Here is a 13,867-nt window from a genome sequence, read left to right as displayed (position 1 = left end):
GATTGGCGGCCTGCGGGCAGGGGCCCTGGCACCCGACCCGGACGGCCGATAGTGCGACCGGTGTCACTGGTCACCTCGGCTGGTGCGCACGCCTGCGCATGGTAGACAATTCGGAGATTGGTGGAGGGGAGTATTCCTTCGCGGCGGTCTCGTCATCACGGTGTTTCTCGGCAGAGAACGCCCGGGGCCGTCGGTCGGCTGGAGCCGGCGGAAGAGACCTCCGGTGATCGGCATGTCCTGACACCGGAGGGTAAATCTCAGTGGACGTTCCAACATGGGTCTGGTTCGTGACGGTCGGCGTATTGCTGGCCCTGATCGCCGTTGATCTGATACTGGTGGGGCGCAACCCCCATGAGGTCGGCATGAAGGAAGCCGCCACCTGGTCCATCGCCTGGGTCCTCGCGGCCGTGGTGTTCGGCATCGGGTTGTGGCTGACCGTCGACGGGGCGATCGCCGGCGAGTTCTTCGCCGGGTATGTGACGGAGAAGGCGCTCAGCGTCGACAACCTGTTCATCTTCGTGATCATCATGTCGACCTTCGCGGTGCCCAAGATCCATCAGCACCGTGTCCTGTTGATCGGCATCCTGCTGGCCCTGGTGCTGCGCGGCATCTTCATCGCGGTGGGCGCCGCCGCGATCGAGCGCTTCAGCTGGGTCTTCTACATCTTCGGTGGGTTCCTGGTGTACACGGCCTGGGGCCTGCTGCGACACAAGGAGAAGGACGACTCCGACGCCGCCGACAACCTGATGGTCCGCCTGGTTCGCCGCTTCATGCCGGTGACCGAGGAGTTCCACGGCGGCAAGTCGGTCGTCAAGATCGACGGCAAGACCTGGCTGACCCCGATGGCTGTCGTACTGGTGGCCATCGCCAGTGCGGACCTGCTGTTCGCGCTCGACTCGATCCCGGCGATCTTCGGGTTGACCCAGGAGCCGTATCTGGTCTTCACCGCGAACGCCTTCGCGTTGATGGGCCTGCGCCAGTTGTACTTCCTGGTGGGCGGCCTGCTCAACAAGCTGGTCTACCTGTCGATCGGTCTCTCGATCATCCTGGCGTTCATCGGTGTGAAGCTGGTGCTGCACGCGTTGCACGAGAACACGCTGGGCTTCATCAACGGCGGCCAGCCGGTGCCGGTGCCCGAGGTCTCGGTCGGTTTGTCCCTGGGCGTGATCATCACGGTCCTCACTGTGACCACCGTCGCGAGCCTCTGGAAGGTTCGCCGCGATCCCAGTGCGGTGAAGGAGATCGACTGATCCGTCGGATCCATCGCGTCGCGCCGGAGCCCAGCAGGACGGGTTCCGGCGCGTCGCCGTTTTCAGGACCGGATTCCGGACGCAGGCCGAGTGCCGACCTGCGCGGGCCGGACCACCCGGCGGTAAATAGTGTGGCTTGCTAACGATTTGGTCTGAACGGACAGCTCGACGGGTCGAATCCCTCGTAGTCCGTCGAGATGCCCGGTAGGTTTCCTCCGGTGCGTCCACAAGACCTACCGCTACTGCGGACACTCGGTGACCTCGCTTTTCACGGTGATCTGCTGCTGACGGGCATCAGTCGTCCCGATGTGGAGAAGAACGCCTATCTCAGCCGCATCGAGCGCGTCCCTCTCGACGGCGGCGAACCGGTCGCCTGGACCGGCGGGGAACGTGATATCGCGCCTCGGATCTCTCCGGACGGCCGGCTGGTGGCGTTCTCCCGCAGTTGTCCCGGCGAGCGGGCACAGCTCTTCGTGATGCCCGTCGACGGCGGGGAGGCACGCCAGATCACCTCCCTGGTCGGTGGCGCAGGCAACCCGGTGTGGAGCCCGGACTCCCGTCGTATCGCGTTCGTCGCGCGGGTCGCGGAGAAGGGCCGCTACGGCACCGAGGAGGGCATCGACGCCGCTGCGGAGGCCCCGCGTCACATCACCCGGCTGCAGTACCGGATCGATGGTCCCGGCTTCCTGACCGACCAGCCCAAGCGGCTCTTCGTGGTGGAGGCTCTCGAAGCAGGCGCCGAGCCCACCATGCTCACCGAGGGCGAGTTCGAGGTCGACTCACCCGCCTGGACACCCGACGGCACCGCTCTCGTCGTCGTCGCCGAGCGCGGTCTGGGCCGGGTCGACACCCAACATACCGACCTGTACCTCGTACCGGTTGCGGGTGGCGAACCCACCCCGGTCGTCCGGTCCACCGGCAGCGTGACCCACCCGACCGTCACCCCGGACGGCAAGCTGTTCTACCTCGGCACCGAGCACGGCGAGACCGACTCCGTGGCACGCAACGGCGGACTGTTCCTGGCATCGCTGCCCACCGACGGCAGCACCGTCGAAGGTCGCAGGCTCACCGATGTGGAGACGGTGCACCTCGACCATGGCTGTGCTCCGGCCCCGGTGCCGGGCGGTGCTCTGGTGGTGGTCAACGAACGCGGCTCTTCCCGGCTGCGGTTCGTGCCCGACGACGCGGTGCACGCCGAGCTCGCCTCGTTGACCGCGCTCACCCCGGAACGAGAGAACGTCCGCGCCTTCGCGGTGCACGGTGGGCGCGTCGCGGTACTGCGTGCGGCCGCCGATGGCCCCGGCGAGGTCGTGCTGCTGGACTGGGACGGAGCCGTCGCCGGTGAGCCGAGGACACTCACCGACTACAACCGGGCGATCCGCGACCTCGGGGTACGGCCTGCGCGGGAGCTCATCGGGACGGGCCCCGACGGCTATCCGCTGCACGGCTGGTTGGTCCTGCCGGAGGGCGAGGGGCCGCACCCGGTGTTGCTGCTCGTGCACGGCGGGCCCTTCGCGTCGTACGAGTGGAGCTTCTTCGACGAGGCCCAGGTCTACGCGGCGGCAGGCTACGCGGTGGTGATGTCGAATCCGCGGGGTTCCGCGGGCTACGGCCAGCGGCACGGTCGGGCGGTGGTGGAGGCGATGGGCACCGTCGACGTCTCCGACATCCTGGCGCTGCTGGACATCGGGTTGGCCGAACCGGAATGCGACGCGAGCCGGGTCGGCGTGATGGGCGGTTCCTACGGTGGCTTCATGACCAGCTGGCTGGCCGCCCACCACGGGGAGCGGTTCGTCGCCGCATGGAGCGAACGCGCGGTCAACGCCTGGGACTCCTTCCACGGCAGCTCCGACATCGGATGGTTCTTCACCGAGGCCTACCTCGGGCCGGACCCGGTCGTCTGGCGGGAGAAGAGTCCGCTCTATCACGCGCATCGGATCGAGATCCCGTTCGCCGTCGTGCACTCGGAGCAGGACTGGCGTTGCCCGCTGGAACAGGCGCAGCGCCAGTTCGTGGCCTTGAAGCGGTCCGGTGTCGACGTGGAGATGCTGATCTTCCCCGGCGAGGGACACGAACTCAGCCGGAGCGGCCAGCCGCGGCACCGCGTCCAGCGCTTCGAGGCCGCGTTGGACTTCTGGAATCGCCGACTGCCGGTCTGACCCGCTCCTGCCGGCCGGGGCAGGTCGGACGTTCGACCTGCCCCGTCGCCTGAGCGCCGTACCCCGTGGAAAACCCCTGGCCAGACAGGGGCGCGAGGACGCATGCTCTTCCCATGCGATGGACGGTGCGTCGAGCGGTACCCACGGATGCCTTCGGGGTGTCCCAGATCAACGTCCGTAGTTGGCAGCATGCCTATTCCGGGATCGTCCCGGCGGAGTTCCTCGCGGGACTACGCCCCGAGTCCCGCGAGCCGGGCTGGGAACGATGGTTGGATCAGCCCGACCCGCACGCGGTCTTCGTCGCCGTCGACGCCGAGGACCGAATCGGGGCGTACTGTGCCGTCGCCCAGGTCCGGACCTCCCGCGATCAGCTGCCGGGTGTCCGCGTCGGCGAGCTGGTCGCGCTCTACGGTGATCCCGATGTGCGAGGGACCGGTGCCGGACACCTCGCCTCCCAGGCCGGTGTCGACTTCCTAGCGGAGCAGGGTTTCGAGCACGCGGTGTTATGGGTGCTGCGGGACAACCTGTCCGGCAGGCGATTCTACGAACGCCATGGCTGGTCGGACGACGGCGTGCAGATCGAACTGGAGATCGGCGGCAGCCGGTTGATCGAGGTCCGGTATTCGCGTCCGTTGGAACGGGCATCATGGGACCAATGCGATGGAGATTACGGCGGGCCGGACTCGACGACGCGGCGGCGCTGGGGCGGGTGAACGTGCTGGCCTGGCAGCGCGTCTACCGAGGCTTGATGCCTGCCGCACTGCTCGACGGACTGTCCAGGGTGGACCAGACACCGAACTGGCGCGAGACCCTGGGCTGGCCGGAGCCGCACGCCGATTTCCTCGCCGTCCTACCCGGGGACGAGCCGGGTGCTGCGGGCGGACCGGGCGTGTCGGATCGGGCCGGTGCGATCACCGACTCGGACCCAGACGGATGGATCGGCGCCTACGCCACCGTCGGTCCCGTCCGGGAGGCCGATGACGCCCACCCGACGCGGCGAACCGGCGAGCTGATGTCGCTGTACGCCGCGCCTCGGTGGCTGCGTACCGGCGCGGGCCGACTGACCCACGACGCAGGCCTGACACATCTGACCGAGGCCGGTTTCGAGCACGTCGTGGTCTGGGTGATGGCGGACAACGCCGAGGGCCGGGCGTTCTACGAGGCGGTCGGATGGTCGTGCGACGAGGTCGTGCGCCCGCTGGAGCTGCCCGGATTCAGCCTTCCAGAGATCCGATACTCGCGACCGCTGCCGGTGGACCCCGAGACCGGTTCCACCCCCGCGACGACGGCCGCCGCGACCGTCGAGGCGGGCTGAGCGGCGCAGTCCCACTCGGGATCCGGGTCAGTCGAGCAGGGTGTAGCTCAACTGTTCGCAGACCCGGCCCAGCGGCAGGTCCAGCCCGGGATGGGCCAGCGGCAGCAGGACATCGGGCTCCTCGGGTAGCGCGCCGCCGCTGGGCGGATCCCACAGACACACCGCGGGGCTGCCCGAGTCCATCGACGAGCGGTACCAGAGGCCGTCGAGCTGTGGATAGGCCTCACGGATGGCCCGTGCCCATGCCTGGGTGCGGTCCTTGGGTCCACTGCTGATCGCCTGCGACGCACCCGCCCTGGTGGGCCACAGACCCGCGATGTCGAGCAGCCGCAGCGGGCGGACCGGACGCAGCACGACGAGCTGTGGCGCTCGGGTGCGTCGGTCGACGATGGAACCGGCCTGGAAGACCTCGGCGATGCTGGTGCGCACCGACAGACCGAAATACAGGACTCCGTCGTCGGCGGGTTCCGGTCTAGGCGGGTCCCCGACGGCGGGATGCGGATCGAATCTGGCATGTGCGAGCGGACCCACCCGTCGGAAGGTGTTCCAGTCCTGGCGGTGTCGGCCGCCGGTCGTGAAGACCCGGACCAACCTGGTCGCCTGATGAACCGCCACCACGTCCTCGGTCTCGCGCAGCATGGTGCGCAGGACGTCGGGAGCAGGCGGCTGGGGGAGCCGAGCCATCGTCGTTCGTTCGTCTTCCGTTTCGGGATGTCCGGGACGGGACTGATCAGGCGGGTTCGCCGAGCCGAGCCGCCAGTCGGGCGACCCTGGTCGGATCCCCGCCTGCGAGGAGCCAGTCCCGAGGAGCGGCATTGGCCGGTCCCGATTGAAGATCTTCCTGCACGGTCGACATGAACGCAGCGACGACGAGCGGCGGTTGGTCGGACGGAACGGCGGCGAGGACGGTGTCCAGGCCGGGGAGCACTCCGTGCGTGGTGAACTGCCATGCGGGCAGCCGCCAGCCTCGATGGTCCTTCCAACCTGCGAGTCGTCCTTCTGCGATGCGGTGTCGAACGCGGCTGGCGTCGATGCCCAGGGCCGCCGCGGCCTGGGGGACGGTCAGCGCCGTGTCGTGTAGAACCGCCTGCTGCGCGATGGCGCGCGCGCGGTGGTCGCTCTCGGTGTCGCCCCGACGACTCAGGTCGAGGCCGACCTCGGTCAGCGCCGTGCGCTCGTCCAGGCTGAGATAGGCGGCCGGATCCGGTCGCGGCGGAGCCAGCTTGCGCACGGCGTCCTCGACGAAGGCGAGGAACTCGCGGGGCGAGACCCCGAGACCCGCGTTCGCCAGCACTGTTTCCAATCCCGCACTCACCTCTACAGGATAGCCCAGATGTGCGTATGCGTGCGGGGCATGATTATTGCCGTTGCGCTCTGTAGTCAAGGGAGCGCTTTCCTGCCGCGCCAGGGGCCGGGAATCCCACTCGGGCGTGTGGTAGATGATAAGCGAATCCGAGTGCGCATCCGTGGTGATGCAGCAATTCAGTGCTTCACCGATTGGTACAGAGGAGGAGATCGGTGAACGTGATGCGGTGGCATGGCTCCACACGTGAGCGCCTCATCGAAGCCTTACCCGAGGGTGTGGTGATCCTGCCGGTCGGAGCCATCGAGCAGCACGGCCCCCACCTGCCGACCGGGACCGACACGCTGATCGTCCAGGCCGTGGTCGAGGCGGCGGTGGCACAGGCGGCCGATCACTCATCGCGACAGTTGATCATCACGCCGCCGGTGGCCTTCGGTTCCTCCGATCACCACCTGCCCTTCGGCGGCACCCTGTCGTTGACATTCGAGACCTTCACCCAGGTTCTGCTGGACATCGTGCGGTCCATTGCGATGGGCGGCGGCCGTCGGCTGGTCATCGTCAACGGCCACGGCGGAAACAAGGGGCCGTGTCACTCGGTGGCCGAGGCCGCCGCGATCCGTTTCGACCTCTCCGTCGGCTACGCCGACTACTGGGAGCTGTTCCCCGCGGAGGCGGGCGGCAACAGCCCGCTGGTGCCGGGACACGCCGGAGTGTTCGAGACGGCGATGCTGCTCGCCCTGCGGGAGGAGCTGGTCGCCGACCGTCCCGGGGCGCGAGCGGTCAGCGAACTACAGGCGATGGCGGGGATCACCCTGCACAGTCGCGACCGGTGGCGTCGGATCGACGGGTTCACCGACGAACCCGGCCGTGCCTCGGCGGAGAAGGGACGTCGTTGGCTGGATGCCTGTGCGGCGGCCCTGGCCGATCGCCTGCTGGCGCTGGCCAAAACGCTCTGACCGGTCCGCGTGGGCCCGCCACGCGGCCGCGACGCCAAACCGGGCGGGGTCGGGACGGCTCGGCCGGATAGCATCGGCCCAGAGCATCAGAGTCCGATGTTCCCCATGATCGTCAAGGAGTGACCGTGTCCCGACCGCAGTCCCCGCCGCCCGAATCCGCAGTGCCGCTCAGGGTGCACGCCGGGACGACGGTGGGTACCTCGGTTCGCGAGGCGGGCCTGTCCGTCAAGGGATCCGACGCCGTGCTGGTGGTCCGCGATGCCGCAGGCGTCCTGCGGGACCTGTCCTGGACCCCCGAGACCGACACCGACGTCACGCCGGTGGCCGCGAACACCCCGGACGGGCGCGCCGTGATCCGCCACTCGACGGCCCACGTGCTCGCGCAGGCGGTCCAGGATCTGTTCCCCGAGGCGAAGCTGGGCATCGGACCGCCCGTCACCGACGGCTTCTACTACGACTTCGACATGCCGAGGCCCTTCACCCCGGAGGATCTCAAGGCGCTCGAGAAGCGGATGAAGCAGATCGTCAAGGGCGCCCAGCGCTTCTCCCGCCGGGTCGTCGACTCGGTCGCCTCGGCGAAGGAGGAGCTGGCCTCGGAGCCGTACAAGCTCGAACTGGTCGACATCAAGGGCGAGACCGCCGACGTCACCGTCGACACCTCCGAGGTCATGGAGGTGGGCGGTGCGGAGCTGACGATCTACGACAACCTCGACCCGCGCACCGGGGACCGGATCTGGAGCGACCTCTGTCGGGGCCCGCACATCCCGACCACCAAGCACATCCCCGCTTTCAAGCTCACCAGGACGGCGGCGGCCTACTGGCGGGGGAACGACAAGAACCCACAGCTCCAGCGGGTCTACGGCACCGCATGGGAATCCACCGAGGCGCTGGACGAGTACCTGGAGCTGCAGGCCGAGGCAGAGCGCCGCGATCACCGCAGGCTCGGCGCCGAGCTGGATCTCTTCAGCTTCCCCGAGGAGATCGGCTCGGGTCTGCCGGTCTTCCACCCCAAGGGCGGCATCATCCGCCGCGAGTTGGAGAACTACTCGCGGCGCCGCCACGAGGAGGCGGGCTACGAGTTCGTCTACACCCCGCACATCACCAAGAGCGCGCTGTTCGAGACCTCCGGTCACCTCGACTGGTACGCCGACGGCATGTTCCCTCCCATGCAGCTGGACGCCGAGTTCAACGAGGACGGCACGGTTCGCAAGCCGGGGCAGGACTACTACCTCAAGCCGATGAACTGCCCGTTCCACAATCTGATCTTCAAGGCCAGGGGGCGTTCCTACCGGGAGTTGCCGCTGCGGACCTTCGAGTTCGGCTCGGTGTACCGCTACGAGAAGTCCGGTGTGGTGCACGGCCTGACCCGGGTGCGCGGCCTGACGATGGACGACGCGCACATCTACTGCGCGCCGGAGCAGGTCCGCGATGAGATCCGCTCGTTGCTGACCTTCGTGCTGGATCTACTCGGCGACTACGGGCTGTCCGACTTCTATCTGGAGCTCTCGACCCGGGACCCGGAGAAGTCGGTCGGATCCGACGAGATCTGGGAGACCGCCACCGAGACGCTGCGCGAGGTCGCCGAGGCCAGCGGGCTCGAACTGGTCCCCGACCCGGGAGGCGCCGCCTTCTACGGACCGAAGATCTCCGTGCAGGCCCGGGACGCACTCGGTCGAACCTGGCAGATGTCGACGATCCAGCTCGACTTCAACCTGCCGGAGCGATTCGGACTCGAGTACACCTCGGCGTCGGGCCGCGAGCGGCCGGTCATGATCCATCGCGCGCTCTTCGGCTCGATCGAGCGATTCTTCGGCATCCTCACCGAGCACTACGCGGGCGCGTTCCCGGCGTGGCTGGCCCCCGTGCAGGTGGTCGGCATCCCCATCGCCGACGACCACGTCGAGCACCTGCGCGGTGTCCAGAAGGCGCTCAAGGCCAAGGGCCTGCGGATGGACGTCGACGATTCCGACGACCGGATGCAGCGCAAGATCCGCAACCACACGACGCAGAAGGTGCCGTTCCTCCTGCTCGCCGGGGACAAGGACGTCGAGGCCGGTGCGGTGTCGTTCCGCTTCCGCGACGGCGGTCAGATCAACAACGTTCCGGTCGACCAGGCGATCGCCGCGCTGACCGACTGGGTGGGCCGTCGGGAGAACGCCTCGCCGAACGCCGAGATCTTCGACCCCGCGAAGCTGGGATGACCGAGTTCGCCGAGCAGCAGGGCGTCGGTGTGCCCGACGCTCTGCAACGACTCTGGACACCGCACCGGATGAACTACATCCGGGGTGCGAACAAGCCCGTCGGTTCGGACGAGGCGGGCTGTCCGTTCTGCACGCTGGTGTCGTTGGACGACGAGGACGCGCTGATCGTCGCCAGGGGGGAGCGGGTCTTCGCGCTGCTGAACCTGTACCCGTACAACCCGGGTCACCTGATGGTGCTGCCCTACCGACACGTCCCGGACTACACCGATCTCGATCTGGCCGAGACCACGGAACTGGCGGCGTTCACCCAACGCGCCATGCGGGCGGTCCGCACCGCCTCGGCGCCGCACGGTTTCAATATCGGGATGAACCAGGGACCCGTCGCGGGCGCGGGTATCGCGGCCCACCTGCACCAGCACGTGGTGCCGAGGTGGGGTGGCGATGCGAACTTCATGCCGGTGATCGCGCACACGAAGGTGTTGCCGCAACTACTCGGCGAGACCAGATCGATGCTGGCCGATGCCTGGCCTGCGGAATGACGAGGTGGACCGGCACGGGTTTCCGGGCCTGTCGATGCGCCGCCGTGGGCGGCGGATTCGCGCCTCGTTAGTCTGATTTCCGAAATCGACGTTCCGCCGGGGCCCGGCACGGCCAGCAGGCGATCGTCGATCCGTGCCGTCGACGAGAAGGTCTGAGTCCACCAGCCCCATGCTCAACATCTTCGCGCGTGACTCCGTCTCCCGCGTCACCGATCCGGTGGGCGGGTGGCTGGTACGTCGTGGGCTCTCGCCCAACGTCATGACCGTGGTGGGGACCGTGGGGACGATCGTCGCCGCGCTGTGGTTCCTGCCCAGAGGTCAGCTCTTCGTCGGCGCGGCCGTGGTGACGGTGTTCGTGCTGTTCGATCTGCTCGACGGAGCGATGGCGCGGGTCAGCGGCGGCAGCACCGTCTTCGGCGCCGTCCTGGACTCCTGTTGCGACCGGCTCGCCGATGCGGCGTTGTTCGCCGCCATCGCCTACTGGTGCTTCGTCGGCGGCGACGATCGCGCGGCTGGGATCGCCGCCCTGATCTGTCTGAGCTGTGGCCAGGTCATCTCCTACATCAAGGCCCGTGCGGAGGCATCTGGGCTGTCGGCCGACGGAGGTCTGGTCGAGCGGGCCGAGCGATTGATCATCGGCCTGGTCGGAGTCGGAATCCATGGTCTCGGTGTGCCCTACGCACTGCCCGTGAGCCTGTGGCTGTTGGCGGTGCTCTCGGTGATCACCGTGGGGCAACGGCTGTGGTCGGTGTATCGATCCTCGGTGGAGCAGGCGGCATGAGCGGACAGAAGTCGAGACGCACCCTTCGTGAGCGCGGCGCGGAACTCGCCTATACGGCGGGATGGCGGTTGGTGCGGCTGCTGCCGGAGAGGGCGGCGGTCGCGCTGTTCCAGGCGGGCGCCGATCTCGTGGTTCGGCGGGGCGGGCGAGGGATCGACCAGCTTCGCCGGAACCTGCGTCGGGTGGCGCCGGAGTCGACCGAGGCTCAGTTGGACGAGTTGGTGCGGCAGTCGATGCGTTCCTACCTGCGCTACTGGCGGGAGGCGTTCCGACTGCCCACGATGGACCTGGCGGCGGTGATCGCCAAGGTCAACACGACCTTGGTCGGCCGCGAGAACCTCGATGCGGCGCTTGCGGGCAAGGGGGCGATCGCGGTCCTGCCGCACAGCGGCAACTGGGACATCGCGGGCGTGTGGGCGGTCGGGACCTACGGCTCGATGACCTCGGTCGTCGAGAGACTGCGCCCGGAGCCGCTGTACCGACGCTTCGTCGCCTATCGCGAGGCGCTGGGTTTCGAGATCATGCCGCACGACGGCGGCAAGCGGATGATGGAGACCCTGCTGACCCGAATCCGGGAAGGCAGACTGGTCTGCCTCATCGCCGATCGGGACCTGAGCCGACGTGGTGTCGAGGTGGAGTTCTTCGGCGAGACCACCCGCATGGCCAGCGGACCGGCGCGACTCGCTGCCCAGACCGGCGCCCTGCTGGTACCCGCCGCCTGCGAGTTCACCGACGACGGTTGGGCGATCCGGTTGCATGAACCGATCTCCGTCGCCAGTTCGAGTCATGCGGACGTCCAGGCGGCGACCCAGCGGGTCGCGGACCGGTTCGCGGCGGATATCGCGAGCCGTCCGCAGGATTGGCACATGATGCAACCGCTCTGGCTGAGCGATCTCTCGGAGCGACGGCGGGCGCGGCTGAGCCGGGACACGCCCGATCCGACGGCCGTCGTGGAATCGCCGATGGTGGCACCGGATACCTCGAGATCGACGGGCCACGGCCGGACGGAGCCGCCGTCGTGAGGGTCGGCCTGGTCTGCCCGTACTCCCTGGAGGTGCCGGGTGGAGTTCAGGCGCACGTCATGGACCTGGCCCACACGCTCATCGGACTCGGCCACCGGGTGAACGTACTGGCGGCGGCGGACGAGGACACCGACCTGCCGAGTTTCGTGACGCCCGCAGGCCGGGCGATGGGCATCCCGTACAACGGGTCCGTCGCGCGGCTGTCCTTCGGACCGGTGTCCTTCGCCAGGGCCAGACGGTGGGTGCGCGACCACCGATTCGACGTGTTGCACCTGCATGAGCCGGTGGCGCCGAGCCTGTCGCTGTTGACCCTGATGGTCGCCGACGGACCGATCGTCGCGACCTTCCACACCTCGACCCAGCGCTCCCGCACCCTCGCCGCGTTCCACTCCGTCCTACAGCCGTTCATGGAGAAGATCACCGCGCGGATCGCGGTGTCCGCGTTGGCCAGGCGTGTCCAGGTCGAGCATCTGGGCGGCGACGCCGTACTGATTCCCAACGGGGTCGACGTCGACTTCTTCGCCTCGGCGGATCCGCTGGTGGGCTATCCGCGCCGAGGTGGCACCGTCGGATTCGTCGGCCGCTACGGCGAATCCCGCAAGGGCATGTCGGTGCTGCTCGGGGCGATGCGACTGCTGATCTCACGGCGGCCCGACCTTCGTCTGGTGGTGGTCGGCCGTGGCGACGCCGAGGCGTTGCGGACCGAGGCGGGGCCGGAATTGGCCGACCGGCTGGATCTGTTGGGCCAGGTCAGCGATATCGACAAGGCTCGCGCCCTGCGCAGCGTCGATGTCTACTGTGCGCCGAACACCGGCGGGGAGAGCTTCGGGATCATCCTCGCCGAGGCGATGGCCGCGGGCACCGCCGTGGTCGCCAGCGACCTGGACGCCTTCCGCCGGGTGCTCGACGACGGCCGAGCGGGAGTGCTCAGTCCGGTCGGGGACCCCGCCGCCCTCGCCCAGCGTCTCGCGGATCTGCTGGACGATCCCGCTCGACGCGATGATTACGCCGAGTCCGGCCGTCGGTTCGTGGAGAACTTCGACTGGCCGGTGGTAGCTCGGCAGGTGCTGCGGGTCTATGAGACCGCCATGGCCGCCGACCCGCGTCGGGTCGGCGAGGCCGACGATGCCCCGGATGACGAGGAGCCCGTCGACGGGCGGAGCTGGGGAGATCCCGAGTGACCCTGACCACCTTCTTGGCCGTGGTGCTGGCCGTTCTGGTCGTCCTGCTGTTGGTCGGGGGGTGGTCGCTGCTCATCGCCAATCGACTCAACCGCCTGCACATCCGCACGGACGCGGGGTGGGCCGCCCTGGAGGCCTCGCTGGGCAGACGGGCCGTGGTGGCGCGCGCCGTGGCGGCGGTGGCGCCGCTGGGCGCAGGCACGGGTGAGGATCGCAGCCCGGCGCCCGTGACGGCGGCGGAACCCGGGACGAACCCGCTCGGGGTGGACCCGGATCGCCTGCGGGATGCCGCCTGGGAGGCCGAGCGCACCTCGCGATCGGGCCGGGAGCACAGCGAGAACCTCCTCGGCAGATTGCTCGGCGAACTGGATCGCACGAGGTTGTCCTCGCCCTTGGCCGCCGAACTCGTGGAGGCCGAGGAACGGGTGATGCTGGCCAGGCGGGTCTACAACGACGCCGTGCGCGACACACTGGCCCTCCGGGCCCGTCGTCCGGTGCGTTGGCTGCGGCTGGCAGGCGGCGCCCCGCCCCCGGAGTACTTCGAGATCATCGAGCGGGCCGGCGAGTCGGAGCCGGTCGCTGCGGCGACCTACCGGCCGTCGGCGCGGGTCCTGTTGTTGGACGACCGAGATCGTCTGCTGCTCTTCGAATCGAGTGATCCGGACCGGCCGCAGGAGACCTTCTGGTGCACTGCGGGCGGTGGCGTCGAGGCCGACGAGGAGTTGCGGGCGGCGGCGATTCGGGAGGTCCGGGAGGAGACCGGGCTGCTACTGACGGAATCCGAGCTGATCGGACCGGTGTGGCGACGGCGGGCCGTGTTCGGCTTCGAGGGTGATGTCTTCGACAGCGAGGAGTGGTTCTTCCTGGTCCGGGCAGCCGGATCGAGCGCACCGGTCGTGGACGTCTCCGGTTTCACCGAGCTGGAACGGCGCACGGTGCGTGGCCACCGTTGGTGGACGGCGGCCGAGTTGGCCGCCAGCGAGGACACCGTCTATCCGGTGCAGCTGGCCGAGTTCCTGCCGCAGTTGCTGGCGGCCGAATGGGACGGCCAGGTGCGCACCATCCGCTGAGCAGGCGCCCGCGTCCTCGTGGGACGAGACCCGACGTCCTGATTCGCCGGCCGGCCCGTAGCCAGGGGCGGATCGTCTGGTGCGTCCCGC

The 13,867-nt window shown here is 68.7% G+C and carries 13 protein-coding genes; 11 read left to right on the top strand and 2 right to left on the bottom strand.

Annotated features, from left to right (window positions below):
- Positions 1-260 precede the first annotated feature (260 nt).
- The 4 genes from BKA25_RS16915 (at position 261) to BKA25_RS16900 (ending at position 4,724) form a co-directional block, all read left to right on the top strand.
- On the top strand, positions 261-1,250 hold the full coding sequence (locus BKA25_RS16915; protein ID WP_069848413.1) for a TerC family protein: 990 nt from the start codon (positions 261-263) through the stop codon (positions 1,248-1,250).
- A gap of 218 nt (positions 1,251-1,468) precedes the next feature.
- Positions 1,469-3,409, top strand: coding sequence for a S9 family peptidase (locus tag BKA25_RS16910; protein WP_069848414.1), 1,941 nt, complete (start codon positions 1,469-1,471; stop codon positions 3,407-3,409).
- 113 nt (positions 3,410-3,522) lie between these two features.
- Positions 3,523-4,122 (top strand): GNAT family N-acetyltransferase, encoded by a 600-nt coding sequence (locus BKA25_RS16905; RefSeq protein ID WP_084642844.1) that lies wholly within the window; start codon positions 3,523-3,525, stop codon positions 4,120-4,122.
- Positions 4,065-4,724, top strand: a complete 660-nt coding sequence (locus BKA25_RS16900) for a GNAT family N-acetyltransferase (RefSeq protein ID WP_172803769.1) — start codon at positions 4,065-4,067, stop codon at positions 4,722-4,724. Before BKA25_RS16905 ends, BKA25_RS16900 begins: the two co-directional genes overlap by 58 nt.
- A 27-nt stretch (positions 4,725-4,751) precedes the next feature.
- On the opposite strand, the gene BKA25_RS16895 is transcribed toward BKA25_RS16900, so the two are convergent.
- Complete coding sequence (locus BKA25_RS16895) at positions 4,752-5,408, bottom strand: RES family NAD+ phosphorylase (protein ID WP_069848419.1); 657 nt, start codon at positions 5,406-5,408, stop codon at positions 4,752-4,754.
- Between the two features lie 46 nt (positions 5,409-5,454).
- A complete protein-coding gene (locus tag BKA25_RS16890) occupies positions 5,455-6,039 on the bottom strand; it encodes a helix-turn-helix domain-containing protein (RefSeq protein ID WP_069848421.1) in 585 nt (194 codons plus the stop codon).
- Between the two features lie 212 nt (positions 6,040-6,251).
- On the opposite strand from BKA25_RS16890, the gene BKA25_RS16885 reads away from it, so the two are divergent.
- The 7 genes from BKA25_RS16885 (at position 6,252) to BKA25_RS16855 (ending at position 13,777) form a co-directional block, all read left to right on the top strand.
- Complete coding sequence (locus tag BKA25_RS16885; RefSeq protein WP_236750941.1) at positions 6,252-6,983, top strand: creatininase family protein; 732 nt, start codon at positions 6,252-6,254, stop codon at positions 6,981-6,983.
- A 125-nt stretch (positions 6,984-7,108) separates the two neighbouring features.
- Positions 7,109-9,184, top strand: a complete 2,076-nt coding sequence (gene thrS, locus BKA25_RS16880; RefSeq protein WP_069853532.1) for a threonine--tRNA ligase — start codon at positions 7,109-7,111, stop codon at positions 9,182-9,184.
- The gene (locus tag BKA25_RS16875) at positions 9,181-9,723 is read left to right on the top strand and encodes an HIT family protein (protein WP_069848425.1); all 543 of its coding nucleotides are present in this window, start codon (positions 9,181-9,183) and stop codon (positions 9,721-9,723) included. The genes thrS and BKA25_RS16875 overlap by 4 nt, the downstream gene beginning before the upstream one ends.
- Before the next feature lie 169 nt (positions 9,724-9,892).
- Complete coding sequence (gene pgsA / locus BKA25_RS16870; RefSeq protein WP_069848427.1) at positions 9,893-10,504, top strand: phosphatidylinositol phosphate synthase; 612 nt, start codon at positions 9,893-9,895, stop codon at positions 10,502-10,504.
- Positions 10,501-11,526: a phosphatidylinositol mannoside acyltransferase gene (locus tag BKA25_RS16865; RefSeq protein WP_069848430.1), complete on the top strand. Its 1,026-nt coding sequence runs from the start codon at positions 10,501-10,503 to the stop codon at positions 11,524-11,526. Before pgsA ends, BKA25_RS16865 begins: the two co-directional genes overlap by 4 nt.
- Positions 11,523-12,707: a glycosyltransferase family 4 protein gene (locus BKA25_RS16860; RefSeq protein WP_069848432.1), complete on the top strand. Its 1,185-nt coding sequence runs from the start codon at positions 11,523-11,525 to the stop codon at positions 12,705-12,707. The genes BKA25_RS16865 and BKA25_RS16860 overlap by 4 nt, the downstream gene beginning before the upstream one ends.
- Entirely contained in the window at positions 12,704-13,777 is a 1,074-nt protein-coding gene (locus BKA25_RS16855; RefSeq protein WP_069848434.1) for an NUDIX hydrolase, read from the top strand. Before BKA25_RS16860 ends, BKA25_RS16855 begins: the two co-directional genes overlap by 4 nt.
- Positions 13,778-13,867 lie beyond the last annotated feature (90 nt).

The organism is Actinoalloteichus hymeniacidonis, assembly GCF_014203365.1.
Lineage (GTDB): Bacteria > Actinomycetota > Actinomycetes > Mycobacteriales > Pseudonocardiaceae > Actinoalloteichus_A > Actinoalloteichus_A hymeniacidonis.
This window is presented reverse-complemented; position numbering and strand designations above follow the sequence as displayed.